Annotated in this window: 28 protein-coding genes; 17 read left to right on the top strand and 11 right to left on the bottom strand. The window is 74.5% G+C overall.

What is annotated here, in order from left to right; all coding sequences use genetic code 11:
• The first annotated feature begins 15 nt into the window (after positions 1–15).
• Positions 16–417 carry a low molecular weight protein-tyrosine-phosphatase gene (locus tag ABD160_RS05995; protein ID WP_344019357.1) on the top strand — a complete coding sequence of 134 codons (402 nt, stop codon included), beginning with the start codon at positions 16–18 and terminating at the stop codon, positions 415–417.
• Entirely contained in the window at positions 414–1,274 is an 861-nt protein-coding gene (locus tag ABD160_RS05990) for a fructosamine kinase family protein (protein WP_344019135.1), read from the top strand. The genes ABD160_RS05995 and ABD160_RS05990 overlap by 4 nt, the downstream gene beginning before the upstream one ends.
• A 163-nt stretch (positions 1,275–1,437) precedes the next feature.
• Here ABD160_RS05990 and ABD160_RS05985 read toward each other — a convergent pair whose 3' ends face one another.
• The 6 genes from ABD160_RS05985 to ABD160_RS05960 form a co-directional block, all read right to left on the bottom strand.
• Complete coding sequence (locus ABD160_RS05985; protein WP_344019133.1) at positions 1,438–2,715, bottom strand: class I SAM-dependent methyltransferase; 1,278 nt, start codon at positions 2,713–2,715, stop codon at positions 1,438–1,440.
• Between the two features lie 40 nt (positions 2,716–2,755).
• Complete coding sequence (locus ABD160_RS05980; protein ID WP_344019131.1) at positions 2,756–4,123, bottom strand: FAD-binding oxidoreductase; 1,368 nt, start codon at positions 4,121–4,123, stop codon at positions 2,756–2,758.
• A gap of 57 nt (positions 4,124–4,180) precedes the next feature.
• Positions 4,181–5,188 (bottom strand): aldo/keto reductase, encoded by a 1,008-nt coding sequence (locus tag ABD160_RS05975; RefSeq protein ID WP_344019128.1) that lies wholly within the window; start codon positions 5,186–5,188, stop codon positions 4,181–4,183.
• 71 nt (positions 5,189–5,259) lie between these two features.
• Positions 5,260–6,213, bottom strand: coding sequence for a CE1 family esterase (locus tag ABD160_RS05970; protein WP_344019126.1), 954 nt, complete (start codon positions 6,211–6,213; stop codon positions 5,260–5,262).
• Between the two features lie 142 nt (positions 6,214–6,355).
• Entirely contained in the window at positions 6,356–7,018 is a 663-nt protein-coding gene (locus tag ABD160_RS05965) for a FadR/GntR family transcriptional regulator (RefSeq protein WP_344019124.1), read from the bottom strand.
• 71 nt (positions 7,019–7,089) lie between these two features.
• Positions 7,090–8,193 carry an alpha/beta hydrolase gene (locus ABD160_RS05960; protein ID WP_344019122.1) on the bottom strand — a complete coding sequence of 368 codons (1,104 nt, stop codon included), beginning with the start codon at positions 8,191–8,193 and terminating at the stop codon, positions 7,090–7,092.
• 83 nt (positions 8,194–8,276) lie between these two features.
• On the opposite strand from ABD160_RS05960, the gene ABD160_RS05955 reads away from it, so the two are divergent.
• The gene (locus ABD160_RS05955) at positions 8,277–9,422 is read left to right on the top strand and encodes an acyl-CoA dehydrogenase family protein (protein WP_344019355.1); all 1,146 of its coding nucleotides are present in this window, start codon (positions 8,277–8,279) and stop codon (positions 9,420–9,422) included.
• Here ABD160_RS05955 and ABD160_RS05950 read toward each other — a convergent pair.
• From ABD160_RS05950 to ABD160_RS05930, 5 genes are all read right to left on the bottom strand, one after another.
• Positions 9,412–10,644, bottom strand: coding sequence for a trans-sulfuration enzyme family protein (locus ABD160_RS05950; RefSeq protein WP_344019120.1), 1,233 nt, complete (start codon positions 10,642–10,644; stop codon positions 9,412–9,414). The two genes, ABD160_RS05955 and ABD160_RS05950, sit on opposite strands and share 11 nt — an antisense overlap.
• Before the next feature lie 25 nt (positions 10,645–10,669).
• Positions 10,670–12,064, bottom strand: a complete 1,395-nt coding sequence (locus ABD160_RS05945; protein ID WP_344019118.1) for a GntP family permease — start codon at positions 12,062–12,064, stop codon at positions 10,670–10,672.
• Between the two features lie 76 nt (positions 12,065–12,140).
• Positions 12,141–13,013: an ABC transporter ATP-binding protein gene (locus ABD160_RS05940; RefSeq protein ID WP_344019115.1), complete on the bottom strand. Its 873-nt coding sequence runs from the start codon at positions 13,011–13,013 to the stop codon at positions 12,141–12,143.
• Positions 13,010–14,107, bottom strand: coding sequence for a FecCD family ABC transporter permease (locus ABD160_RS05935; RefSeq protein WP_344019113.1), 1,098 nt, complete (start codon positions 14,105–14,107; stop codon positions 13,010–13,012). Before ABD160_RS05935 ends, ABD160_RS05940 begins: the two co-directional genes overlap by 4 nt.
• On the bottom strand, positions 14,104–15,099 hold the full coding sequence (locus ABD160_RS05930; protein WP_344019111.1) for a FecCD family ABC transporter permease: 996 nt from the start codon (positions 15,097–15,099) through the stop codon (positions 14,104–14,106). The genes ABD160_RS05935 and ABD160_RS05930 overlap by 4 nt, the downstream gene beginning before the upstream one ends.
• A gap of 201 nt (positions 15,100–15,300) precedes the next feature.
• Here ABD160_RS05930 and ABD160_RS05925 point away from each other — a divergent pair, with 201 nt between their 5' ends.
• The 14 genes from ABD160_RS05925 (at position 15,301) to ABD160_RS05860 (ending at position 25,800) form a co-directional block, all read left to right on the top strand.
• Positions 15,301–15,987 carry a dihydrofolate reductase family protein gene (locus ABD160_RS05925; RefSeq protein WP_344019109.1) on the top strand — a complete coding sequence of 229 codons (687 nt, stop codon included), beginning with the start codon at positions 15,301–15,303 and terminating at the stop codon, positions 15,985–15,987.
• A 101-nt stretch (positions 15,988–16,088) separates the two neighbouring features.
• A complete protein-coding gene (locus tag ABD160_RS05920) occupies positions 16,089–16,568 on the top strand; it encodes an Asp23/Gls24 family envelope stress response protein (protein WP_344019106.1) in 480 nt (159 codons plus the stop codon).
• A gap of 5 nt (positions 16,569–16,573) precedes the next feature.
• Positions 16,574–16,993, top strand: coding sequence for a hypothetical protein (locus ABD160_RS05915; RefSeq protein ID WP_344019104.1), 420 nt, complete (start codon positions 16,574–16,576; stop codon positions 16,991–16,993).
• A gap of 20 nt (positions 16,994–17,013) precedes the next feature.
• Positions 17,014–17,352 (top strand): hypothetical protein, encoded by a 339-nt coding sequence (locus ABD160_RS05910; protein WP_344019102.1) that lies wholly within the window; start codon positions 17,014–17,016, stop codon positions 17,350–17,352.
• Positions 17,353–17,407: 55 nt separating this feature from the next.
• Entirely contained in the window at positions 17,408–17,587 is a 180-nt protein-coding gene (locus ABD160_RS05905) for a hypothetical protein (protein WP_344019100.1), read from the top strand.
• A 7-nt stretch (positions 17,588–17,594) separates the two neighbouring features.
• Positions 17,595–17,969, top strand: coding sequence for an Asp23/Gls24 family envelope stress response protein (locus ABD160_RS05900; RefSeq protein WP_344019098.1), 375 nt, complete (start codon positions 17,595–17,597; stop codon positions 17,967–17,969).
• A 37-nt stretch (positions 17,970–18,006) separates the two neighbouring features.
• A complete protein-coding gene (locus tag ABD160_RS05895) occupies positions 18,007–18,561 on the top strand; it encodes a DUF6286 domain-containing protein (protein ID WP_344019095.1) in 555 nt (184 codons plus the stop codon).
• Positions 18,561–19,310, top strand: a complete 750-nt coding sequence (locus ABD160_RS05890; protein ID WP_344019093.1) for an Asp23/Gls24 family envelope stress response protein — start codon at positions 18,561–18,563, stop codon at positions 19,308–19,310. The genes ABD160_RS05895 and ABD160_RS05890 overlap by 1 nt, the downstream gene beginning before the upstream one ends.
• Positions 19,311–19,380: 70 nt before the next feature.
• A complete protein-coding gene (locus ABD160_RS05885; protein WP_344019091.1) occupies positions 19,381–20,133 on the top strand; it encodes an SDR family NAD(P)-dependent oxidoreductase in 753 nt (250 codons plus the stop codon).
• Positions 20,134–20,251: 118 nt separating this feature from the next.
• Positions 20,252–21,820 carry an alpha/beta hydrolase gene (locus tag ABD160_RS05880; RefSeq protein ID WP_344019089.1) on the top strand — a complete coding sequence of 523 codons (1,569 nt, stop codon included), beginning with the start codon at positions 20,252–20,254 and terminating at the stop codon, positions 21,818–21,820.
• 400 nt (positions 21,821–22,220) lie between these two features.
• The gene (locus ABD160_RS05875) at positions 22,221–22,904 is read left to right on the top strand and encodes an ABC transporter permease (protein WP_344019086.1); all 684 of its coding nucleotides are present in this window, start codon (positions 22,221–22,223) and stop codon (positions 22,902–22,904) included.
• Between the two features lie 13 nt (positions 22,905–22,917).
• A complete protein-coding gene (locus ABD160_RS05870) occupies positions 22,918–23,970 on the top strand; it encodes an ABC transporter ATP-binding protein (protein ID WP_344019085.1) in 1,053 nt (350 codons plus the stop codon).
• Positions 23,967–24,761 carry an ABC transporter permease gene (locus ABD160_RS05865; RefSeq protein WP_344019083.1) on the top strand — a complete coding sequence of 265 codons (795 nt, stop codon included), beginning with the start codon at positions 23,967–23,969 and terminating at the stop codon, positions 24,759–24,761. Before ABD160_RS05870 ends, ABD160_RS05865 begins: the two co-directional genes overlap by 4 nt.
• Before the next feature lie 106 nt (positions 24,762–24,867).
• Positions 24,868–25,800: a glycine betaine ABC transporter substrate-binding protein gene (locus tag ABD160_RS05860; protein ID WP_344019081.1), complete on the top strand. Its 933-nt coding sequence runs from the start codon at positions 24,868–24,870 to the stop codon at positions 25,798–25,800.
• The last annotated feature ends 121 nt before the right edge of the window (positions 25,801–25,921 follow it).

The raw sequence follows: 25,921 nt of genomic DNA, 5'->3' as shown, positions 1-25,921 counted from the left end.
CCGATCGCCGAGAAGATGCTGGCCGCCGAGGTCGAGGCCGTCGGCCTGGCCGACCGGGTGCGGGTGACCAGTGCCGGGACCGGTCACTGGCACATCGGCCAGCCGATGGACGAGCGCGCGGCCGAGGTGCTGACCGAGCACGGTTTCGACGCCGCCCACCAGGCCCGCCAGGTCGACTCGGAGATGCTCGCCGCGGACCTGCTCGTCGCGCTGGACGCCGGGCACCTGCGGTCGCTGCAGCGCTCGGTGCCGGACCCGAAGCGGGTCCGGCTGCTGCGCTCGTTCGATCCGGACGCGGCCGAGGGCGCCGAGGTCCCGGACCCCTACTACGGCGGCCCGGACGGGTTCACCGAGGTCTACGAGATGATCGCGGCGGCGCTGCCGGGTCTGGTCGAGTACGTGAAGCGGCAGGCGTGAGCGCTCCCGTCCACCGGTTGACCGGGCGGACGGTGACCGCGGACCTCGGCGGGCACCCGCCGCGGTTCCGGCTCGGCGAGGGGGCGGCGGCGGTCACCGTCGTCGTCAAGAACGGCGCCGCGGATCCCGGTTCGATCCCCGCCGAGGCCGCCGGGCTGCGCTGGCTGGCCGTCCCCGGCGGCCCGCCGCTGCCCGACGTCCTCGGCCACGACGACGAGTGGCTGGTCAGCAGCTGGGTCCCGGCCGGGCGGCCCACCGAGGACGCCGCCGGGGAGCTGGGCAGGCGGCTCGCCGTCCTGCACGCCGCCGGTGCCGACGCGTTCGGCGCGCCGCCGCCGGGCGGACCGGCGCAGGCGTGGATCGGGCACGCCCGGATGCGCAACGTCGGGCACGACGGGCCGTGGCACGAGTGGTTCGTGCAGGACCGGGTGCTCCCCTACCTGCGCGCCGCCCGCGACCGCGGCGAGCTCGACCCGGCCGGTGCGGCCGCGATCGACCGGGTCTGTGCGCGGATCGACCGGCTCGCCGGGCCGGACGAGCCGCCCGCCCGGCTGCACGGCGATCTGTGGTCCGGCAACGTCCTGTGGTCCGCGGACACCGCCTGGCTGATCGATCCGGCCGCGCACGGCGGCCACCGCGAGTCCGACCTGGCGATGCTGGACCTGTTCGGGCTGCCCCGTCTCGACCGGGTGCTGGCCGGCTACGCCGGGGCGGCCGCCGACGCCGGGACGCCGCTCGCCGAGGGATGGCGCGACCGGATCCCGCTGCACCAGCTGTTCCCGCTGCTGGTGCACACCGTGCTGTTCGGGGGCGGGTACGCCGGCCGGGCCGTCGCCGCGGCCCGCCGGCTGGCCTGACGGTCGGGCGCCGCGGCCCGCCCGATCCACGCGATGCCGCACCCCTGGTCCGGCGCCGCACCGCCCGGAGCCGGTGCGAGACCACGCCGGGGGTGCGACACGGAAGCCGGGCCCCGCGCGCCGGGAGCCCCGCGCCCCGGGGGGCTCCGGAGCCCGGGCCAGCTCAGTACGCCCCGTGCTCCCCGCGCAGCGGGAACCCGGCGGTGCCGTCGGCGTGCAGCTTCACCCCCAGCACCTGGTGCAGCTGGATGTTGTTCAGCTCGAACCCGAGGCGGCAGGCGGCCATGTACAGCCGCCACACCCTGGCCCGCCCGATGCCGACCTCGGCGACCGCGTCGGTCCAGTTCCGCTCCAGGTTCGCGCCCCAGTCGCGCAGCGTCAGCGCGTAGTGCTCGCGCAGGTTCTCGGCGTGCCGGATCTCGAAGCCGGCCTCGTTCATCGCGGTGACGAGGGTGCCGACCGGCTCGAGCTCGCCGTCCGGGAACACGTAGCGGTGGATGAACGGGTCGGTGTTGCGGTGGTCGGGCTTGTGCGGCTGGGTGATGCAGTGGTTGAGCATCCGGCCGCCGGGCCGCAGCTTGGCCTGCATCGCCCGGAAGTAGGCGTCGATGTTCGCCTTGCCGATGTGCTCGGTCAGCCCGATGGAGGACACCGCGTCGAACGCGCCGTCCGGCAGGTCGCGGTAGTCGAGGTGCCGGACCTCGGCCAGCCCGCCGAGCCCCTGGCGCTCGATCTCGGCCTGCGCCCACGCCGCCTGCTCCCGGGACAGCGTCACGCCGAGCGCCTTCACCCCGTGCTCGGCGGCGGCGTGCCGGACCATGCCGCCCCAGCCGCAGCCGACGTCGAGCAACCGCATCCCCGGCTCGAGATCGAGCTTGGCCGCGACCAGGGCGTACTTGTTCGCCTGGGCCTCCTCCAGGGTGGCGTCGGCGTGCGGGTACGCGGCGCAGGTGTAGGTCATCGACTCGCCGAGCACGAACTCGTAGAACCGGTTCGAGACGTCGTAGTGGTGCGAGATGGCCTGCGAGTCACGCCGCTTGGAGTGCAGCAGCCCGCGCGGCCGGGCCTCCAGGTCCGGCGGCGGCATCCGGTGCTCCCGCCAGTAGGGCAGCAGCCGCCGGGCGAGCCAGAGCTGGTCCCGGCGCGGGATCGAGTGCAGCGTCACCTCGGCCATCGCGCGCAGCGCGGTGTAGAGATCACCCCGGACGTCGATCTCCTCGGTCACGTAGGCCCTGGCCAGCCCGAGCGACCCGGGGGCGCTCACCAGCCGGGCCAGCGCCCGTGGCGAGCGGACCTGCAGCGCCACCGGCGCGTCGTCGGGGCCGCTGCGGGACCCGTCGAACGCCTCGATGCGCAGTTCCGGCGCCCTGCCGATCACCCGGGACAGGATCCCGGCGACCGGTTCGGTCGTCGTGTCTCGCCGCTCCAGAACTCCCGTCATCGCCGATCCACCTTCCAGCTCCGCCGACCGCGGCATCCCCTCAGCGGCCGGTCACCTTGCGGTACAGGTCGGGCGCCTGCCCGGCCGGGTCGTACCGCTGCTTCACCGCCCGGTACGCCTCGCCGTTGTAGTGCGCCCAGAACTCGTCCTCGCCGTAGTGCACGGTCGAGTACAGCGACTTGTGCCCGCCCAGCCGCGCGACGCACTCCTCGACGAGCCGGTTGTGCGCCCACGGGTCACCGGGGCGTTCCGGCACCGACGACCAGAAGCCGACGTTGACGTAGAGCCGGCCCGGCTCCATCGGGTAGAGCGGCCAGGACCGCTCGCCGCGCAGCCGCAGCGGGCACAGCCACACCGGGGCGATCCCCACCTCGGCGTGGAAGAACGCGAGGAACTCGGCGAGCCGCTCGACCGGGATCTCGACGTCCTGCACGACCATTTCCTCGGTCGGGACGCCGATCGCGCTACGGACCCGGTTCGACGCGCCGTAGCGCTGGTCGAGCGCGACCAGCCTGCGGTAGACGTCGGACCGGCGGTACCGGCGCGGCCAGAACCGGCGCACCAGCGGGTGCTGCACGCCGAACGCGCGCGAGCACCAGAACCAGTCCGGGTCCCAGCGCCAGAGATAGTCGTGCGTGGTCAGGTGATCGACCGGGCGGCGCTGCAGCGACCGGTAGAAGACCTCCTGGCCGGTGTAGTCGGAGATCCGGGCGCCGGGCATCGGGGCGTCGACGAACTCGCCGACGCTCAGGTAGTGCTCGCCGGGGCCGAAGACCACGCCGTCGAGGAAGTCCGCCCCGGAGCCCGCCAGCTCCTCGATCCCGGCCGCGACGGCGTCCGCGGTCGGGTACCGGTGATGGGTGAGCTTCACGAACGGGCGCACCGGCGCCAGCTCGACGACCAGCCGCAGCGCGTAGCCGAGCGTGCCGTAGGAGTTCGGGAAGGCCGCGAACAGGTCGGCGTGCTCGCCGTCCGGGGTGACGTGCAGCAGCTCCCCGGCCGGGGTGAGCACGTCCATCTCCAGCACCGACTCGTGCGGCAGCCCGTTGCGGAACGACGTCGACTCCACGCCGAGCCCGGTCACCGCGCCGCCGAGCGTGATCGTCTTCAGCTGCGGGACGACCAGCGGCATCAGTCCGTGCGCGAGCGTGGCGTCCACGATGGTCTCGTAGGTGGCCATGCCCTGGACCTCGGCGGTCCGCGCGACCGGGTCGACGGCGAGCACGCCGTCCAGCGCGGAGGTGTCCAGCCGGGTGGCGCCGCGGCCGGTGTCCCGGTCGCCGAACCGGAACAGGTTCGACGACGGCTTGCCCAGCTGCACCCGCCCGGCGCCGGACCGCCGCCGGCGCAGCTCCGCCACTGCCGTGTCGTGCGCCGCACGGGATACGGAGGGGACGAGCGTCACCATGACGGCGACGATAGACCTCTCTCGTTTGCGACGCGCACGGTTTTCACCCGGTCTACGTCACACCGTCATGCGACCGAACGGTCCCCTTCCGCTGCTGGTCAGGTCGCGGGCGAGGGCGGGCAGCGCGCGCGGCCCGAGGGTCCGCCGCACGGCCGCGGCCGCCGCGGTGAGGCCGTCGTGCTCGTCGGCGGTGAGGGTGATCGCGGCGGCCGCCACGTTGGACTCCAGCTGCGCCAGGCTCGACGCACCCGGGATCGCGACCGTGTTCGGGTGGTGCACCACCCAGGCCAGCGCGACCTGCGCCGGCGTCGCGTCGTGCCCGGACGCCACGTCGCGCAGCGCGTCGTGCAGCGGGCGCAGCGCCCGCAGGTTCTCCGGGAGCCAGGCGGTGTTGCGCCGCACCGCGTTCGACGGCCGGTTCGTCTCGTCGTAGCGGGCGGTCAGCAGGCCCTGGGCGAGCGGGCTGTAGGCGATCACGACCCGGCGCTGCTCGACCGCGAACGGCACCAGCTCGGCGGCCGGCTCGCGGCGCAGCAGGCTGAACTCCACCTGGTTCGCGTGCACCGGGGCGCCGAGCGCGGCGTCGGCGGTGCGCCAGCGGGCCATCGGGTAGGCCGAGACGCCGGCCGCGCCGACCAGCCCGATCCGCTGCAGCGCGGCCATCCCGCGCATCGCGGAGCTGTCGCCGAGCAGCGGATGCGGCTTGTGGATCTGGTAGAGGTCGATCGAGGACACGCCGAGCCGGGCGGCCGAGGCGACCGCGCGCTGTTCGAGGACCGGCCCCAGCGGCAGCAGCGGGAGGAACTTGGTGGCGAGCACGACGTCGTCGGTGCCGCCGCAGGCGCGCAGCGCCTCGCCGAGGATCCGCTCGCTGCGCCCGAAACCGTAGACCTCCGCGGTGTCGAACACGGTGACGCCGAGCTCCCGGGCGCGGGCGACGATCCGCGCCGCCTCGCCGTCGAACCCGGCGCCGTAGCCCCACTCGGTGGAGCCGAACTGCCAGGTGCCCAGGCCGATCACCGACCACGGCGTACGGGTGGGCCCGGGGACGTCGAGATACCGCATGGTCGCGATTGTTCCCCGACGTCCCCGGGCGCACATCCGCGCGGTGACCCCTCAGCACCGCGCGGTGGGCCTCAGCGCAGGCGGTGCCTGCTGAAGAAGTCCCAGATCAGGTCGGTGGCCCGCACCGTGTAGGTGGTGCTGCCGCCGCCGCTGTAGAGCGTCGCGCCCGGCCAGGTGTGCCCGGCGTCGTCGATCGCGACGTGCTCGACGCGCGCCCGGTCGTCGCAGCCCGACCAGGTCGAGACGGTGACGTCCGGCTCGATCCGGCGGGTCGCCGGCTGCGGCGCGCAGGAGTTCCGGTCCGCCCAGCCGGCCACCCAGTCCGGGATCGCGGGGAGCCCGCGGGCGGCGTCGCCGGCGTAGGGGATCGTGACGTCGCCGGTGCCGTGGAACGACAGCACCGGCACCGCCCGGCCGGGCTCGCAGGGCGGCTCCCCCGCCCGGTAGTACGCGCCGGCGACCGGGGCGAACGCGGCGATCCGGTCGGCGAGCCGGCAGGCCAGGATCTCGGTGAACCCGCCGCCGTTGGACTTCCCGGTCGCGTAGACCCGCTTCGTGTCGACGCACAGCGTGGACTCGAGCTCGTCGAGCAGGTCGCCGGTGAAGGCGACGTCGTCCACCCCCGGCGCCGAGTACGGGGCGCCCTGCCAGGCCCGGCGGTCCTCGCCGCCGGGCACGCCGTCCGGGTAGGCGAGGATCGCGGGCAGCGCGGACAGCTCGCTGAACTCCTCGGTGGTCGGGCCGCTGTTGCCGCGGCCGTGGAAGACCAGCACCACCGGCCACGCGCGGTCCGCGGTGTAGCCCGGCGGCAGGTGCAGCCGGACGGCGCGGTCCAGCCCGCCGGAGCGGACGGTCCGGTCCACGCTGGTGCCGGGCTGCTGCGGCGCGGGTGTGCCGCAGCCGGGGCTGCGCGGCGGCGGCCGCTCCCCCGCGGACGCCGTCGCGGCGGTGCCGATCACCCCCGCCACCGCGACGGACAGGCAGGCGGCGAGCGCGAGCAACCGTGCTCTCCTCGTTCCGGGCATACCGGCTCCCTTCGGACGGCGTCGTCGACGCCCGGTTCGGCCCGCCCGGGTGGTCCGGGCAGGGCGGGGGGCGGCGGCACCGGTCGGCGCCGTCGCTGGTGCGGGACGGGGTGCGGGTGCTCCGGCCGTCGGCCGGTGCGGCTCAGCCGCCGACCGCCGAGCGGATCGCGGCCAGGTGCTCGGCGGTCAGCGACGCGGCCAGCTCCGGATCGCCGGCGCGGACGGCGTCGAGCAGCCGGACGTGTTCGGCGTGGTCGCGCTCGCGGTCGTCGTAGCGGTGCCGGATCTCGATCTGGTCCCGGGCGCGGACGTCGAGCAGCGCCTGCACGGTCTCCCGCAGCACGGCGTTGCCGCTGGTGGCGGCGAGCGCGACGTGGAAGTGCACGGCGGGACGGAGATCGCCCTGCGGCGGGTGCAGCGCGTTGGTGACGCTGAGCTCCATCAGCCGCAGCCCCTCGGCGTCCCGGGTGCGGGCGGCCGCGGCGGCGATCGGTGGTTCGAGGACCAGCCGGGCCTCGACGAGCTCCAGCACGCTCTCCCGGGTGGCGGCGGGACCGTGCGGGTTGGCCAGCAGGCGCCGGTCGGCGCCGGGGCCGACGTAGGTGCCCGAGCCGTGCCGGAACTCGACGGCACCGGTGGCCTCCAGCCGGCGCAGCGCCTCGCGCACGGTCGGGGTGGTGACCTCGAACCGGCGGGCGAGATCGCGGGAGGACGCCAGCTGGTCGCCCGGGCCGAGCCCCTCGACCCGGATGATCCGCATGATGTCGTCGGCGAGCCGCTCCGACAGCGACAGCTGCCCCGCCATCTGCCCCGAATTCATAAAGTGACTAAATCACTTCGCACCGACGCGGTCAAGGCCGGGCCGGGCGGGAAGGGTCAGCCGCCGGCGACCGCGTCGCCGGAGCCGGTGCTGCTGCCGGTCGCGTCGTCGTCCCAGTCGGCGAGCGCCCGGTCCAGCTCCGGCCAGGTGGTGGTCCGGGCCCGCCGCCCGGTCAGCACGCCGAGGTGCCCGCCCGGCGCGGTGGTGAACCGCACCTCCGGGCTGCCGGAGAGCAGCGGCACCGCGCTGCGGACCGCCTTCAGCGGGGCGATCACGTCGTCCCGGCCGGCGACGACCAGCACCGGCACGTCCACGTCGGACAGCTCGACGTCGCGCCCGGCCAGCCGCAGCCCGCCGGAGGCCAGGTCGTTGTTGCGCAGCAGCAGGTGGAAGATCTGGCCGAACACCCGGCCCGGGTAGCCGTGCATGTTGGCCATCAGGTGGTCGACGGCCTCGATCTGGGCGAGGCAGTCCCGGTCGTCGATCCGGGACAGCACCGCGAGCGGACGGGTGACCAGCCGGTCCACCGCCGTCAGGTGGAAGGCCCAGCTCACCACCGGCGCCGGGAAGCTGCCGATGCCGCGGTAGATCGAGGAGACCATCCGGCCGCCCGCGACCTCGGCGAGCGGGCGCAGCGGCGCCACCAGCGGGACCCGCGAGATGTCGACCGGGGTGCCGATCGCGGCCACGCTGCGCACCGGCAGCGGCGCCCGGGACTGCACGGCGGCGGCGACCGTGAGCAGCGCAAAGATCCCGCCCAGCGACCAGGCGACCAGGTGCACGTCGGAGCCCTCGGCGTCGGCGACCTCGCGGACCGCGGACGGCAGCAGGTCGTCCACCCAGTGCTCGATGCCCAGGCTCCGGTCGGAGAACGACTTCGGGCCGTAGTCGATCAGGTAGACGGTGCGCCCCTGCTGCAGCAGGTGCTCCACCAGCGAGCAGCCGCGCCGCAGGTCGTAGGCGAAGTCCGGGGCGCCCAGCGGCGGCACGAGCAGCACCGGGGCGCCGTCGTGGGCGTCCACCCCGGACAGCGGCCGGTAGCGGTACAGGATCCCGGCCGGGGAGCCGACGACGGCCTCGCGCGGCATCCGTTCGAGATCGGCGAGATGCCCGACGACGGTCCGGTCCCAGACGTTGGCGACAGCGTCGACGAGGTGCACGCGCGCACCCTACGGCACTCGGGGGTCACCGACGGCCCGTGGAGACTCCCGTTGTTACCGACGGGTATGTGACACTCACCGCCATGCAGCGCGAGATCTTCGACGACGAACACGACGCGTTCCGCGACCTGTGTCGCACCTTCATCGCGAAGGAGATCACCCCGCACCACGAGCGGTGGGAGGACGAGGGCCAGGTCGACCGGTCGATCTGGACCGCGGCCGGTGCCGCCGGGCTGCTCGGCATGGCCGTCCCCGAGGAGTACGGCGGCGGCGGGGTCGACGACTTCCGCTACAACGCCGTGCTGGACGAGGAGATCGTCGCCGCCGGCACCAGCGGGGTCGGCTACCCGCTGCACAACGACGTCGTCGCGCCCTACCTGCTGCGGCTGTGCACCGACGAGCAGAAGCAGCGCTGGCTGCCCGGGTTCTGCTCCGGCGAGCTGATCACCGCGATCGCGATGACCGAGCCGGGCACCGGTTCCGACCTGCAGGGCATCGCCACCTCCGCGAAGCAGGACGCCGACGGGGACTGGATCCTCAACGGCTCCAAGACCTTCATCACCAACGGCATCCTCGCCGACCTGGTGATCGTCGTCGCGAAGACCGACCCGGACGCGAAGCACCTGGGCTTCACGCTGTTCGTCGTGGAGCGCGGGATGCCCGGCTTCGAGCGCGGACGGCGGCTCAAGAAGGTCGGCATGAAGGCCCAGGACACCGCGGAGCTGAGCTTCACCGACGTCCGGGTGCCGGACGCGAACCGGCTCGGCGAGGCCGGCCAGGGCTTCGTGTACCTGATGCAGAACCTCGCCCAGGAGCGGCTGTCGATCGCCGTCGCCTCGGTGGCCGGCGCCGAGGCCGCGCTGCGGCTCACGCTGGAGTACACCAAGGAGCGCAAGGCGTTCGGGCGTCCGGTGGCGAACTTCCAGAACACCCGCTTCGAGCTGGCGGAGATGGACACCGAGGTGTCGATCGCGCGGGTGTTCGTGGACCGGTGCCTGCGCGAGCACGTCACCACCGAGCTGTCCGTGCCGGACGCGGCGAAGGCCAAGTGGTGGTGCTCGGACCTGCAGAACCGGGTGGTCGACCGCTGCGTGCAGCTGCACGGCGGCTACGGCTACATGCTGGAGTACCCGATCGCCCGCGCGTTCGTCGACTCCCGGGTGCAGGCGATCTACGGCGGCACGAACGAGATCATGAAGGAGATCGTGGGCCGGTCGCTCATCGGCTGAGCGCGGCCAGCGCCTGCTCCAGGTCGGCGACCAGGTCGCGCGGGTCCTCCAGGCCGACCGAGAAGCGCAGGTGGCCGTAGCGGCGGAACTCGGGCGGGAAGTGCGCGGCGCGGCCCTCGGACCCGGCGCCGACGTGCACGATCAGCGACTCGTCGTGGCCGAGCGACACCGCCGAGGTGATGATCCGCAGGTTCGCGACGAACCGGTTCTGCAGCTCCGGCGGCCCGTCCAGGGCGAAGGCGAGCATCCCGCCGAAGCCGCCGTCCAGGGTGCGGGCGGCGAGTTCGTGCTGCGGGTGCGAGGGCAGCCCGGGATAGGCCACCCAGGCGACCTCCGGGCGGCCGTCCAGGAACCGGGCGACCTGCAGCGCGGCGTCGCAGTGCGCGCGCATCCGCATCGGCAGCGTCACCGAGCCGCGCATGATCAGCCAGGCGTTGAACGGGCTGATCACGCCGCCGGCGTCGACCATCGCGTCGGCCCGGATCCGGTCGACCAGCTCGCGCCTGCCGAGCACCGCCCCGCCCATCGCGTCGCCGTGGCCGTTGACGTACTTGGTGAGCGAGTGCACGACGAGATCGGCGCCGCGTTCCAGCGGCCGCTGCAGCACCGGGGTGGCGAACGTGGCGTCCACGCTGAGCAGCGCGCCGTGCTCGTGCGCGACGGCGGCGACCGCGTCGACGTCGGTGATCCGGGTCGTCGGGTTGGCCGGGGTCTCGACGTGCACCAGCCGGGTCTCCGGCCGGATCGCCGCCCGCACCGCCTCCGGGTCCGCGGAGTCGACCAGCGTGGCGGTGATGCCGTAGCGGTCCGGCAGCAGCTCGGTGAGCAGCCGGTGGGTGGCGACGTAGGTGACGTCGGAGCTCACCACGTGGTCGCCGGTGCGCAGGAAGGTGAACAGCACCGCGTGCAGCGCCGCCACGCCGGAGGCCAGCGCGACCGCCGCGCAGCCGCCCGGCGACACCCCGGACGGGTCCTCCAGCGCGGCCAGCTTCTCCTCCAGCCACGCCTGGTTCGCCCCGCCGTTGCGGGTGTAGAGCCGGGTGCCGGTGCCCGACCAGTCCAGCTCGGACGGGTCGTCGGGCAGCGCGTAGGAGTTCGCGGCGACGATCGGGCGGCGGATCGCCCCGGTGCCGGGATCGACGTCGTTCCCGGCGTGCACGGCGCGGGTCGCGAGGTACGGCGGACGGTCGGCGGGACGGTCGGCAGGGTCGTGCGGGCTCACCCGCCCGATCCTGCCCGACCGCGGATCAGCCGACGGCACCCGCCAGCAGGAAGATCGGCAGCACCGCGGCGAACCCGACCACCGACTGGATGGTCTGCTGCACCGTCCAGGTCTTGAGCGTGGTCGCCACGTCGAGCCCCATCAGGCGTCCGACCAGCCAGAATCCGGAGTCGTTGACGTGCCCGGCGAACACCGAGCCGGCCGCGGTGGCCAGCACGATGCAGGCCACCTCGACCGAGTTGAACCCGCCGGCCAGCACCGCGGGCGCGACCAGGCCGGCCGAGGTGACCAGCGCCACCGTCGCCGAGCCCTGCGCGACCCGCAGCACCACCGCGATCACGTAGGCCGCCACGATCACCGGCAGGCCGACCGCGTCCAGCGCGTCGGCCAGCGCGTCGCCGATCCCGGACGCGCGCAGCACGCCGCCGAACATCCCGCCGGCGCCGGTGATCAGCACGACCGACGAGATCGGGCCCAGCGAGGACTCGAGCAGCTTCTCCATCGCGTTCTTGTCGGTGCCCCGGCGGCTGCCGAGCACGATCATCGCGACGAACACGCCGATCAGCAGCGCGATGCCGGACGAGCCGAGGATGCTCAGGAACTGCACCCAGCCCGCGTCCGCGTCGACCACGCCGACCTGGGCGAGCGCGTCCAGCCCGGTGTTGCCGAGGATCAGCAGGATGGGCAGCGCGAGCAGCAGCACCACGGTGCCCAGCCGCGGCGGGTCGGTGGGCTGGTCGTCGTCGACGGTGCCGAACAGCGCCGGGACCGGGTGCACGATCCGGCGGCCGATCCAGGTGCCCCACAGGTAGCCGGCCAGCCACCAGACGGGCAGCACGATGATCAGGCCGATCAGCAGCACCAGGCCCAGGTTCGCGTCGAACTGGTCGGTCGCGGCGACCGGGCCGGGATGCGGCGGCAGGAACACGTGCATGACCGAGAACGCGGCCGCCGCCGGGATGCCGTAGAGCAGCACGTTGCGGCCGCCGTCGACCCGGCGGGCGACCGCGAAGATGATGGGCAGCATCAGCACGAGGCCGGCGTCGAAGAAGATCGGGAAGCCGATCAGCAGCGAGGCCAGGCTCAGCCCGAGGACGGCGCGCTGCTCACCGAACCGGTCGACCAGCGACTCGGCGAGCACCTTCGCCCCGCCGGAGTGCTCGATCAGCTTGCCGAGCATCGCGCCGAGCGCGATGAGCAGGGCGACCGCGCCGAGCGTGCCGCCCAGGCCGTCGGTCAGGACGTCGACGACCGCGCCCAGCGGGACGCCGGTGGCCAGCGCGGTCAGCAGCGAGACCAGGATCAGGGTGAGGAAGGCGTGCACCCGGAACCGGATGATCAGCACCAGGATCAGTGCGATCGCCGCCGCGGCTATGCCGAGCAGCGGCCCCGCGCCCAGTGTCTGTTCCCATTCGTCCACGTGTGCCCCCTTCGCCCGTTCCAGCCGGGAGCAGTGTCCACCTGCTTGATCATCGTGCTGACGGCAGGGGTGGTCCTCAGCCCTGCGCCACCGGGCCCGGTGCGTGCAGCGACGGACCGGCGTCCGGCACCACCAGCGGCGTCCCGGTGACCGGGTCCGGCAGCACCCGGGCGCGCAGGCCGAAGACCTCGGCGAGCAGCTCCTCGGTGACCACCTCGGCGGGGGTCCCGGTGGCGACGATCCGGCCGTCCTTCATCGCGATCAGCCGGTCGGCGTAGCGGGCGGCCAGGTTCAGGTCGTGCAGCACCATGACGACCGTGCGGCCGGCCTCCGACTGCAGCCTGCGGACCAGCTCCAGCACGTCGACCTGGTGCGCCAGGTCGAGGAAGGTGGTCGGCTCGTCGAGCAGCAGCAGGTCGGTCTCCTGGGCCAGCGCCATCGAGATCCAGGCCCGCTGCCGCTGCCCGCCGGAGAGCTCGTCCACCGGCCGGTCGGCGAGATCGGACAGTCCGGTCCAGGCCAGCGAGTCCGCGACGGCGCGCTCGTCGTCGCCGGACCACTGGCGGTACCACGCCTGGTGCGGGTGCCGCCCGCGCGCCACCAGGTCGCCGACGGTCAGCCCCTCCGGTGCCAGCGGCGACTGCGGCAGCACGCCGAGCACCCGGGCGACCTCCTTGGTGGGCGTCCGGTCGATCCGCCTGCCGTCCAGCAGCACCTGGCCGGACCGGGTCGGCAGCAGCCGGCCCAGCGCGCGCAGCACGGTGGACTTGCCGCAGCCGTTCGGGCCGATCACGGTCGTGACCCGGCCGGGCAGCACGTCGAGATCGAGGTTCTCGACGATCGTGCGGTCGCCGTAGCCGAGCTCCACGCCCTCGGCCCGCAGCCGCACGACGTCGGGATCGACCGGGTCGCCCCCGGTGGTGGTCCGAGCCTCGAGATGCGCGGTCATGCGCGGGCCTCCTGACGGGAGCGGGCGAGCAGGTACAGCAGGTAGGGCGCGCCGAGCACCGCGGTCACGATGCCGACCGGGAGCTCGATCGAGCCGAGCGCGGTGCGCGCGATCAGGTCGGCGAGCACGGTGAGCGCCGCGCCGAGCATCATCGACACCGCGATCGGCGGGCTCCCGACCCGGCAGATCCGCCGGGCGATCTGCGGGCAGACCAGCGCGACGAAGGCGATCGGCCCGGCGGCCGCGGTCGCCACCGACGCGAGCCCGACCGAGACGAGCAGCAGCCCGGTGCGCGCGCCGTTGACCCGGATGCCCAGGCCGCGGGCGGTGTCGTCGTCGAACCGCAGGCCGCCGAGCAGGTGCGCCAGGATCAGCGCGGCCGGGACGAGCACCGCCATCGCGATCGAGAGCGGCACCACCTCGTTCCAGCTGCGGGCGTTCAGGCTGCCGTTGAGCCAGACCTGGGCCTGCGCGGCCTGGTAGATCTGGGCGACGGTGAGCAGCCACTGCACCGCGGCGACCAGCACGGCCTGGATGCCGATCCCGATCAGCACCAGCCGGAAGCCCTGGATGCCGCGCCGCCAGGCCAGCACGTAGACGACCAGCGAGCTGGTCAGCCCGCCGGCCAGCGCGGCCAGCGGGATGCCGAGCGAGGCGAACATCCCGCCGACGCCGACCGCGCCACCGCCCAGCACGATCACGAACACCGCGGCCGCGCTGGCCCCCCACTGCACGCCGATGATGTCCGGGCTGGCCAGCGGGTTGCGGGCGATCGACTGCAGGATCGCGCCGGACACCGCGAGCGCGCCGCCGACCAGCGCACCGACCAGGGTGCGCGGCAGCCGCAGCTCCAGCACCACCAGCTGCTGGCCGGCGTCGCCGCCGCCGAACAGGGTGGCCAGCACGTCGGTGATCGCGATCGGGTAGTCGCCGCGGCCCATGTTCGCCGCGGCCGCGAGCAGCAGCACCACCGCGCACACCAGCAGCACGACGAGCGGGCGGACCCGCAGCACGCCGGAGAACCGGCCGTAGCGGATCGGGCGCCGGCCGGGCACCGCGGGCGGGGCCGGGCGGGACCCGGTCGTCGCGCTCACACCGCCCCCAGCTTCCGGCGGCGCACCAGCGCGATGAAGAACGGCCCGCCGATCAGCGCGACCACGATGCCGACCTGCAGCTCACCGGGCCGGGCGACGACCCGGCCGACGACGTCGGCGAGCAGCAGCAGCACCGCACCGGCCAGCGCGGACGCGGGCAGCAGCCAGCGGTGGTCGGGGCCGGTGAAGGCGCGCACCACGTGCGGCACGATCAGGCCGAGGAACACGATCGGCCCGCAGGCCGCGGTGGCGGCGCCGGCGAGCAGGGTGATCGCGACGACGCCGACGATCCGGGTCCGGCGCACCGAGTGCCCCAGCGAGGTGGCCACGTCGTCGCCCAGCGAGAGCGCGTTCAGCGCGGGCGCGCTGGCCAGCGCCAGGATCGCGCCGGCGACGATGAACCACACCACCTGGCCGCCGACGGCCGCGTCCCGCCCGGCCAGCGAACCGACGCTCCAGAACCGGTAGGCGTCCAGGCTGGTCTCGTCGAGCAGCACGATCGACGACGTCAGCGCGCTGAGCAGGAAGGTCACCGCGGCCCCGGAGAGGGCGAGGGTGACCGGGGTGGCCCCGCCGGGCGCCCGGGTGCCGATCACGAACACCACCACGCTGGCGACCAGCGCCCCGGCGAAGGCGAACCAGACGTAACCGAACAGCGAGGTGACGCCGAAGACGTAGATGCCGACCACCACGAAGAACGCGGCACCGGCGTTCACCCCGAGCAGGCCGGGATCGCCGAGCGGGTTGCGGGTGAAGCCCTGCACCAGCGCACCGGCCAGGCCGAGTGCCATCCCGACCAGCACCCCGAGCGCGGTCCGCGGGATCCGCAGCGCGCGCACCACCACGTCGTTCTCGCTGCCGGTGGGGGCGACCAGCGCCGAGACCACCTCGTTCAGCGGGATGACCTTGGTGCCGATCGCGATGCTGGCCAGCACGGCGGCCAGCACCGCCGCCGTCAGGCCGGCGAGGCCGATCAGCCGTCTGCGCCGCAACGAGCGCTTCGGTGGCGCCGGAGGCCCCGTCGGACGGGATCGGACGCGGATCGCGTTCACCTGGCTGCGGTCTCCCTGCGCGTGGTTGCGGTGCGCACCCGTCTGGCGCGGCTCCGCTCACCATAAGTGAGCCTGACCTACGACAGAACACCCCGTGGGCCACGTCCTGATCACGCCACGGGCACCCGGCATGCTCACGACGTGCAGCGACACCGGAACGGCCGACGGGTCACCGCGATCATGGTCACCTCGCTGGACGGCGCGGTCGCCGCGGGCGGGCGCGGTTCGCAGGGGCTGAGCACCCCGGCCGATCGCGAGCTGTTCCGCTCGGTGCGCCGGGCCGCCGACGTCGTGCTGGTCGGCGCGGGCACCGCGCGGGACGAGAACTACCGGGGCGTGCGTCCGCGCCGGCCCGGCCCGGACGGTGCCGATCCCGGGCCGCCCCCGCCGGTCGCGGTGGTCACCGGGTCGGCCGCGCTCGATCCGGCGGCGCCGCTGTTCACCGACACCACCACGGCGCCGATCGTGCTCACCACCGCCGCCGCGCCCGCGGCCCGGCGGGCCGCCCTGGCCGCGGCCGGAGCCGAGGTGGTCGCGCTGGCCGATCTCGCGCCCGGCACGCTGCTGGCCGAGCTGGGCAGGCGCGGCCTGCGCGAGGTGCTGTGCGAGGGCGGCCCCACGCTGCTCGGCGCGCTGGTCGCCGCGGACGCGATCGACGAGCTGCGGCTCACCCTGGTGCCGGTGCTCGCCGGCGGCCCGGCCGGCCGGATCGCCGGCGGCCCGGACGCCGTCCCGCTGCGCCGGATGGAGCTGGTCGGGCAGCTCGCCGCGCCCGACGGGACCCTGCTGCTGCACTACCGGAGGGCCACACGTCCGCCGAACGAGTGAAGTCCCGTGAGGCCCGCCGCGCGTTGGGCATCACACGAGGGACCGCAGGACGAGCCGGCGGCCCGGGCCACGCCCGGGGCCGCCGCGAGAGGAGCACCACGATGACCTCCAGCAGCCCCGCCACCACCTCCGGCGCGAGCCCGGCGAAGATCGGCGACGACACCACCCAGGGCAAGACCTCGATCGCCGCGTCGGTCGTGCAGAAGATCGCCGGGATCGCCGCCCGCGAGGTCGCCGGCGTGCACTCGATGGGCAGCGGCGCGTCCCGCGCGTTCGGCGCGCTGCGCGAGCGCATCCCGGGCGGCAGCGCCACCGGCGCGTCGAACGTCGCCGGGGTCGCCGTCGAGGTCGGCGAGAAGCAGGCGGCGGTCGACCTCGATCTCGTCGTGGAGTACGGCGTCGCCATCTCCGAGCTGTCGAAGGCGGTGCGCCGCAACGTGATCGGCGCCGTCGAGCGGATGACCGGGCTGGAGGTCATCGAGGTCAACATCTCGGTGAACGACATCCACCTGGCCGGTGACGACGACGCCGACGCCCCCGCCGACCGCGCGCCCGCGCCGACCGGCCGCGTCGTGGAGTGACGACGGTGCCCGAGTCCCCCGCCTCCCCCGCGGCCGTGGTCACCGGCCGTCCGGCCCCGGCCGCCGGTGCGGCCGGGCTCGCTGCCGACCCGGAACCGGCCGCGCTGGCCGAGCTGGTCGCCGAGGCGGTCGCCGCGCATCCCTCGGTCGTCCGGCTGGACGGCGGGATCTTCGGCGCCGTCGCGACCTGGCTGCCGGGCCGGCGACTGGTCGGGGTGCACGTCGGCGGACCGGGCGAGCCGGTGGAGATCGGCGTGGTGCTGCACCTCGACCGGCCGATCCCGGATACCGTCGCAGCACTGCGCCGGACCGTCACGCCGCTGGTCGGTGCGACGCCGGTCGACGTCACGGTGTCCGACGTCGTCCCGCTGGGCCCGGTCGGCCCCGGTGCCGGCGGTGCCGGGGACCCGGCAGGCGCCCGATGACCCGCGGCACGGAGGTACGGATGGACGCTCGGGACGGCCGGGCCGGGCTCACGCCCGAGCAGCGCGCGGCGTACCGGTCGTTCGTCCGCACCCACCATCCCGACCGCGGCGGCGATCCCGAGGTGTTCCGGGCCGGCCTGGCCCGGTACCGGGCGCTGGCCGCCGGGCACGATCCGGACGCGGGCGCCGGGAGCCGGTCCCACGACCGGTACGACGACCGGCGCTACGACGCGCCGATCGAGATCGTCCCCGACCTGCCGCTGCCGACCCGGGTGCTGGTCGCGCTGATCCGCACCGTGCGCCGCCGCACACATCCCCGGGTCGACCGGCCCGGCCGGACCGACCGAAGCGAGCCCTGAACCCCGGCACCGGCGCCGGTCACACGGCACGGGTGCCCGTCTCGGAGGAAACGACATGAACGCCACCCAGACCGGCCTGCTGGCAGGTCTCCTGCTCGGCGTCGCCGGCTCCACCGCCGGATTCCTGGCCTTCGTCATCACCCTCGTGCTCGGCGTCATCGGCCTGCTGGCCGGGCGCGTGCTCGACGGCGAGCTCGACATCAGCGGCGTGTTCGGCCGCGGCCGCGACCGGTGACCGCACCGTGACCGAGCTGCCCGAGCCGGACGACCGCGGCTCACTCGACATCGACCCGGCGGTCCTGAAGAAGATCGTCGAGTACGCCGCCGACACCGCACCGGCGACCCGGCACCGCGCCCGCACCGTGGCCGGGCTGGGGATGGGCGAGTCCGGGCCGAGCGCCCGGATCACCACCCGCTCCGCCGAGGAGATCGACGTCCGGCTGCGGCTGACGCTGGTCTACCCCGGCCCGGTCCGGGCGGCCGTCGCCGAGGTGCGCGAGCGGGTCGCCGCCGACCTGCGCCGGATGACCGGACGCCGGCTGCGCGGGTTCACCGTCGAGGTGGACGCGCTGCAGGCCGACCGGGCCACCGGGCCCGAGACCACCCGGGTCCGCTGACCCGCCCTCCCCGACCCAGAAAGGCAGGTGGCACACCGTGCGTGTCCTGCTCCGCGTGCTCGCGCCCCTGGTCAGCCTGGCGCTCGCCGGGCTCGGCGCGCTGGTCGTCACCGAGGTCGTGGCGGCCTGGGTGAGCCCCGGGACCGGCTCCGGCCTGCTCGTCCCGTGGCGGGACTGGCGCGGCACCGCCGAGAACACCCTCTGGACCGCGCAGCCGGTGCTGTGGATCGCGGTCGCCGCGATCGTCGCCGGCGTGCTGCTGCTGGTCATCGGATTGCTGGCCCGCCGGCACGACGTCGCGCTCGACTCGCCGTCGCCGGGCCTGACCGTCGCGACCGCGCCGCGGGTGCTGGCCCGCCTGGTCGGCAGCCGGGTCCGCGCACTGGACCCGGTCACCGCCGCCTCGGTCACCGCGTCGGCCCGCTCGGTCGTCGTCCGGGCCCGCGGGCGCGGCGAGACCGGTGCGCTGCGCGACGAGGCCCGCACCGCCGCCTCCGGCGTGCTCGACGCGCTGCCGCTCACCCGCCGTCCCCGGCTCACGGTGCGCGCCACCGCCGAGACGCCGGGCTCGACCCGCTCGGGAGTGCACTGATGACGACCGACACCACCCCGGCCGCCCCGGCCGGCGGCACCGACGACGGCCGCACCGACGCCGGTCGCCCCGACTCCGGTGGCCCGCAGCCCTCGGACGGCGGCCGCACCGTCGCCCCCGCCGACCCGCGCCGGGCGGCCAGGGCGGCCCGGCGGGCGCAGTACCGCTCGGCCGGCGGCGCCCGCTGGGGGCTGACCCTGCTCGGCGTCGTGCTGCTGGCCGCCGGCGTGCTCACCGTGCTGCTGGTGACCGGCGTGTTCGGGCAGAACCGCCCGCAGCGCCCGCTGCTCGACCCGCTGATCAGCGAGTTCCTCGTCGCGCACGGCACGGCGGCCCGGGTGACCGCGATCGTCGCCGGGATCGTGCTGTTCGTGCTCGGCCTGCTCTGGGCGGCCCGCGGGCTGCGCCCGGAGCCGCGGCCCGACCTGGTGCTGGACGCCGGATCCGGCTCCGAGATCCGGATCGACTCGGCCGCCGCCGCGGACGCGCTCGCCGAGGGCGCCGCCGCGCTGCCCGGCGTCACCCGGGCCCGCGCCCGGATGGTCGGCCGGGCGTCGGCGCCCGCGGTGCGGGCCACCGTGTGGGTGGAGGAGGACGTCGCCGACACCGGCGTCGCCGAGATCTGCCGCCGGCTCGACAGCGAGGTGCTCCCGCAGGTGCGCGACTCGCTCGGCTTCCCGGACCTGCCGGTGGCGGTCCGCCTGGAGCTCGACTCCGGCCCCCGGGACCGGGGCCCGCGGGTCGCTTGAGACACCCCGTCGCGCCGGTGTGATCCGCCTCATGGCGGACCGGTGCGCCGGGCGCCGTACGGTCGGCGGCATGGGTGCTCTGCTGGACGGCAAGAAGGCTCTCGTCACCGGCGCCGGGAGCGGGATCGGGGCCGCCGTGGCCCGCAGGCTGGTGGCCGACGGCGCGTCGGTGTACGCGGTGGACCGCGATCCGGACCGGATCGCCGCGCTGGCCGCCGACACCCCCCTGATCACGCCGCTGACCTGCGACCTGTCCGATCTCGACGCGGTCGAGGAGCTCCCGGCCGACGTCGACGTGCTGGTCAACAACGCCGGCCGCCAGCACGTCTCCCGGCTCGAGGAGTTCGATCCGGAGATCTTCTCGGCGATCCTGCGGCTGATGCTCGAGTCGCCGTTCCGGCTGATCCGCCGGTCGCTGCCGCACATGTATGCCCGGGGCTGGGGCCGGGTCGTGAACATCTCCAGCGCGCACGGGCTGCGCGCCTCGCCGTACAAGTCGGCCTACGTGTCGGCCAAGCACGGCCTGGAGGGGCTGTCCAAGGTGACCGCGCTGGAGGGCGCCGAGCACGGCGTCACCAGCAACTGCATCAACCCGGCCTACGTGCGGACCCCGCTGGTCGAGGCGCAGATCACCGACCAGGCCCGCACCCACGGCATCTCCGAGGACGAGGTGATCGAGAAGATCATGCTCACCCCGGTCGCGGTGAAGCGGCTGATCGAGCCCGCCGAGACCGCCGAGCTGGCCGCCGTGCTGTGGGGCCCGGCCTCGGCGTCGATCACCGGTGGCTCGCTCACCCAGGACGGCGGCTGGACCGCGCGCTGATCCGCCGGTCTCACCCGGTCCTCACCGGGCCGCGGGCACACTGGTGCACCGGCGGGACGACGAGCGGGGGATCACGGTGCGGCAGCGGTGCGGAGGCACCCCCGTCGGGGTGCCGGTGGTGCTGCTGGTCCTGACGCTGTGCGGGGCGCTGCTCGCCGGCTGCGCGGTCGGGCCGTCGCAGCGGCCGCCGGTCGCGGTGCGCGGCGAGCTGCTGCCCGCCGCTCCCCCGCCCACCGCCGCCGGGCCCGCGGCCGATCCGGACGCGCTGCCCGAGATCGAGGAGGTCCGCGGCGGACCGGCGTTCACCGACTGCACCGCCGACGTGCTGGCCGGCCTCGCCGCCGCCGGGACGCCGGTGCCGCCGGACCGGGAGCTGGCGGTCGGCTGCGGCCGGCTCACCGTGCCCGCCGACCGGAGCCGGCCCGATCTGGGCCCGGCCCGGCTCGGCCTGACCAGGGTCACCACGCCGGACGCGCCGGCCGACCTGCCCGCACTCGTGGTGCTCGGCGACACCGGGACCGACGGCTCGGCGCGGGCCGCCGCGGCGGTCGCCGCCCGGATGCCCGCCGAGGTGCTGGCGGCATACCAGGTGGTCGGCATGGACCGCCGCGGCGCGGGCGAGGACCTGCTGGACTGCGCGCCGATCGACGCCCGTGCCGCGCTGCTCGACGCCGCACCGGACCGCTGGGACGAGCCGGCGATGTCGGCGTTGCTCGACCGGTCCCGGTCGATCGTGCAGGACTGCTACCTGCTGCTGTCCGGCACGCTGACCAGCTACCGGGCCACCTCCACCGCCGACGACCTGGAGTCGCTGCGCAGCGCGCTCGGCCCGGCCCGGCTGAACCTGCTCGGCATCGGCGACGGCGCGGACGCGGCCGCCGGCTGGGTCGCCCGGCATCCCGGCGCGGTCGGCCGGGTCGTGCTGGACGGCCCCGGCGATCCCACCCTCGACGACCCGGCGCGCACCGAGGCGGCCACCGCCGCCGCCGAGGCCGCGTTCGACGCCTTCGCCACCGCCTGCGCGGCGGGCCCGGACTGCCCGCTCGGGCCGGACCCGCGGGCCACCGTGACCGGGCTGCTGGACCGGCTGGGGCGCACCGCGCTCCCGGTCGGCGACGGCGACGCGGTCACCGCCGGGGCCACCGTCCGGGCCGTCCGGTCGGTGCTGGCCCAGCCGGCGCGCTGGCCGGAGCTGCAGGCCGCACTGGCCGCCGCGGACGGCGGCGACGCGGCCGGGCTGGTCCGGCTGCTGGCGCCGCTGGGCGGGCCGCAGGGCCGGTTCGACGCGGCGCTGGCGACCCGGTGCAACGACAGCCGGGTCCGGATCACCCCCGGCGAGGCGGCCGACCTGGCCGGGGACTGGTCGGAGCGCTTCCCGCTGTTCGGCAGCGCCGCGGCGCAGCAGCTGGTGTCCTGCGGGCCGTGGCCCTCCGGCGGCCCGGTGCCGCCGTCCGCGCCGCAGGGCGGCGCGCCGCCGCCGGTGCTGGTGCTCGGGACCGCGCACGATCCGCGGACCGCGCAGAGCGGCGCCGAACGCACCGCCGAGCAGCTCGGCGACGGCCGGGTGGTCCGTTGGCAGGGTGCCGGGACCGGCGCCTACGGGCGCACCCCGTGCGTGACCGCCGTGGTCGATCGGGCGCTCGTCGACGGGCGGGCACCGGCCGAGCCCGTCGTCTGTCCGCCGTAACCGCTTGCGGCCGACGGTGTACACGGAGTCACCACCGGGTGCGACCGAACCGACACCGAAGGTCACGATTCCGTATCCGGCTGTTTCCGCGCCGGTTGCGCGAGCCGCCTCCGCGCGCGGCGCGACCTGCAGAAACCGTTCGGGGAATCGTTTTTCCAAACCGCCACCACGCCGTCACGGAACGGACCGTTCGACTTACCCCGGCCGTGCCCGTCCCGCTAGGCTCCGTTCGGCGACAGGGTCACCGCAGGTCGTACCGGATCGCCGGGGGGCGCGCGGCCGAAGGCCGGCACGTCGTTCGGGAGGGTGTAACGCCGGTGGCACCAGTCGCCGAGTGGCGCAGAAGGACCGATCAGCCTGAGCCGCTCGGCGGGCACGGGATCCGGGCGGAAGGAGCACGGTGGATTTCTTCACCTATGTCGCGACACAGCTGAACCAGTTGGTGTTCTACGGCCAGCAGCACTTTCTGCTGGTCGGCATTGCAGTCGGAATCGCCGCCCTCATCTCGCTCGCGGCCGGGACCCTGCTGCACACGAACCGGCTCACCCCGGACTCGTGGAGCAAGCCGGTGCGGATGGGCACCCGGGAGGGATTGCTGATCGCCAGCTCGGCGGCACTCACCATTCCGTCGCTGGCCCTGTTCGGCATGCTGCAGCCGATCCTGGGCCTGGGCGCGACGCCGTCGCTGGTCGCGCTGACGATCTACGCGACCTACCCGATCCTGCGCAACGTGGTCGCCGGCCTCTCCTCGGTCGACGACGCGGTGCTCGAGTCCGCCCGCGGGATGGGGATGGGCCCGGCCCGCCGGATGCTGACCATCCAGCTCCCGCTGGCCTGGCCGGTGATCCTGTCCGGGATCCGGGTGGCCGTGCTCATCATCATCGGCATCGCCGTCGTCGCGGGGGCCATCAACGGCCCGGGCTTCGGCTCGTCGCTCCTGCTGGGCCTGCAGCGGCTCGGATCGGTCAACTCGTTCAACCAGGTTCTGGCGGCCACGCTCGGCTGCCTCGTCGTGGCTGCCGTCTACGAGCTCGTGTTCTGGTTCGTGCAGCGCTTCACCACCCCGAGGGGGATCCGTGTCTGATTCCGGCAAAACCATGATCGCCCTCGAAGGCATCAGCAAGACCTACCCGAAGGCCACCGCACCCGCGGTCCAGGAGCTCAACCTGGAGGTGCCCGAGGGCACCATCTCGATGTTCATCGGCCCGTCCGGCTGCGGCAAGACGACCACGCTCAAGATGATGAACCGGCTGATCGAGCCCTCCACCGGCCGGATCATGCTCGACGGCGACGACGTCACCAAGGTCAACGCCGACGAGCTGCGCCGCCGGATCGGCTACGTCATCCAGCAGGTCGGCCTGTTCCCGCACTTCACCATCGGCGACAACATCGCCGTCGTGCCGCGGATCCTCGGCTGGGACAAGAACCGGATCTCGGCCCGGGTGGACGAGCTGCTGCACCTGGTCGGCATGGAGCCCAAGGACTACCGGGATCGGTACCCGCGCCAGCTCTCCGGCGGCCAGCAGCAGCGGGTCGGGGTCGCCCGCGGCCTCGCCGCCGATCCGTCGGTGATGCTGATGGACGAGCCCTTCGGCGCGATCGACCCGATCACCCGCGAGCGCATCCAGGACGAGTTCCTCGAGCTGCAGCAGCAGATCGCCAAGACGATCTGCTTCGTCACCCACGACCTCACCGAGGCGGTCAAGCTGGGCGACCGGATCGCCGTCTTCGGCCCCGGCGGGACGCTCCAGCAGTACGACACCCCGGACATGATCCTCACCCACCCGGCCAACGAGTTCGTCGCCGAGTTCGTCGGATCGGGCGCCGCCGTGCGCCGGCTGTCGCTGCTCGAGCTGTCCCGGCTGGAGCTGCAGACCGTCGGGCTCGACGGGACCGCCGAGCGCAACGGCTCGCCCACCTACGAGGCCGACGCCGAGGGCCGCCCGGTCCGCTGGGCCTACCTCCCCGGCACCGAGGTGCTCCCGCAGCTGGTCACGGTGCCGCACTCGGGCACCGTCTACGACGCCGTCGACGTGATGCTGGACTCGCAGACCGAGCTGGTCGCCGTCGTCGACGACCAGCAGAAGCTGCAGGGCGCGCTCTGGTGGCGCGACCTCGTCGAGGGCCTCAAGACGAAGGCGGCGTCGTGAGCGCCCCGGCCCCCGAGGTCGCCACCGGCTCCGTCGAGGCGGAGGACGTCCCCCGCCGGGAACGCCGCAGGCTCGACAAGACGCTGATCGTCAACCCGCTGATCGCGGTGTTCGGCCTGGCCCTGGTCTTCGGCTACGCGGCGGCGACCGGCCTCGACGAGGTCGAGCGCTCGGTGATCAACCCGCAGGCGCTGGGCACCCGGCTCTGGGAGCACCTGGTCCTCACCGGGCTGTCCACCCTGGTCGTGATCGTGATCGCGATCCCGGCCGGGATCGCGATCAGCCGCCCGGCCGCCCGCCGGATCCAGCGGCCGGTGCTCGCCTTCACCGGCTTCATGCAGGCGCTGCCCGCCTTCGGTGTGATCGTGCTGCTCGCGTTCTCCCCGCTCGGGCTCGGGCTGACCACCGCCGTCGTCGCGCTCGCACTGGCGGCGCTGCTGCCGGTGCTGACCAACACCGTCGTCGGGCTGCAGCAGGTCGACCGGGCGCTGATCGAGGCGGCCCGCGGGATCGGGATGTCCGCCCGGCAGACCCTGCTCCGGGTCGAGCTGCCGCTGGCCACGCCGGTGATGGTGGCCGGTGTCCGGGTCGCGCTGGTGCTCAACGTCGGCACCGCGGCGCTGGCCACCTTCATCGGCGCCGGCGGCCTCGGCGAGCCGATCAAGGGCATGCTCGAGCTCGGCCGGCCCACCGGGACCCTGATCGCGGCCGCGATCGTGGCCGCGCTCGCCCTGATCGTCGACTGGCTGGCCGGACTGGCCGAGTACCTGGTCGGCCGCTCCGCCGGCTGAGCCCCCCCCTGATCTCCCCCGACGTTCCGTGCCGTTCGCAGTACCGCACTTCCTGGAGGACACCTTGAGATTCGGACGACGATCCCGGCGCATCGCGTGGACGGCCATGGCGGCCGTCACCGCGGTGGCGCTCGCCGGCTGTGGCGGCCTCGACGCCAGCGGCCCCTCGGCCTCCGGCGGCTCGCTCGCCGACGCCGGCAACCTCGAGGGCGTCGACTACATCGTCGGCGGCAAGAACTTCGACGAGCAGCTGGTGCTCTGCGAGATCACGGTCGCCGCCCTGGAGTCGGTCGGCGGCAACGTCACCCCGCGCTGCAACCTCGGCGGCACCGACGTCGCGCGGCAGGCGCTGCTCTCCGGTGACATCAACATCTACTGGGACTACACCGGCACCGCGTGGGCGTCGTTCTTCCAGGAGACCGAGCGCATCCCGGACGACAACGAGCTCTACCGCCTGGTCGCCGAGCGCGACCTGCAGGAGAACCAGCTCGTCTGGCTGGACAAGGCGGACTTCAACAACACCTACGCCTTCGCCGTCAACGGCGACCGGGCCCGCGAGGAGAACCTGGTCACGCTCTCCGACATGGCCGCCTACATCCGGGAGGGCAAGCCCGGCACGGTGTGCGTCGAGACCGAGTACAACTCGCGTGACGACGGTCTGCGCGGGCTGCAGCAGGCCTACGACTTCCAGGTGCCCGCCGACCGGCTGCAGGTGCTCGCCACCGGTGCCATCTACCAGGCCACCCAGAACGGCGACTGCACCTTCGGCCTGGTGTTCACCACCGACGGCCGGATCCCGGGCCTCGGCCTGACCGTGCTCGAGGACAACGAGCGGTACCACGTCACCTACAACGCGGCGCCGATCGTCCGCGAGGAGACCTACACCCAGAACGAGGCGATCCGTCAGGTGATGGCGCCGATCTCGACCGCGCTGGACTACGAGACCATGCTGCGGCTCAACGGCGAGGTCTCGTCCGAGGGTCGTGACGCCCGCGAGGTGGCACGCACCTGGCTGACCGAGGAGGGCTTCACCGGCTGACCGGTCCACCGGCCCGAACGCGGCCCCGCACAACCCCGTCCGCGGGTGGTGTGCGGGGCCGCGTCCTGTTCGCCGGGTTTGCGTCCGGCCGGTGCCGGAACCGGTGGCGCGGCGGTGTTGC

Origin of the sequence: Pseudonocardia kongjuensis, assembly GCF_039526905.1 — a bacterium.
Lineage (GTDB): Bacteria > Actinomycetota > Actinomycetes > Mycobacteriales > Pseudonocardiaceae > Pseudonocardia > Pseudonocardia kongjuensis.
Note: the sequence above shows the minus strand (reverse complement) of the source record. Positions and strands in the feature narration are given on the sequence as shown.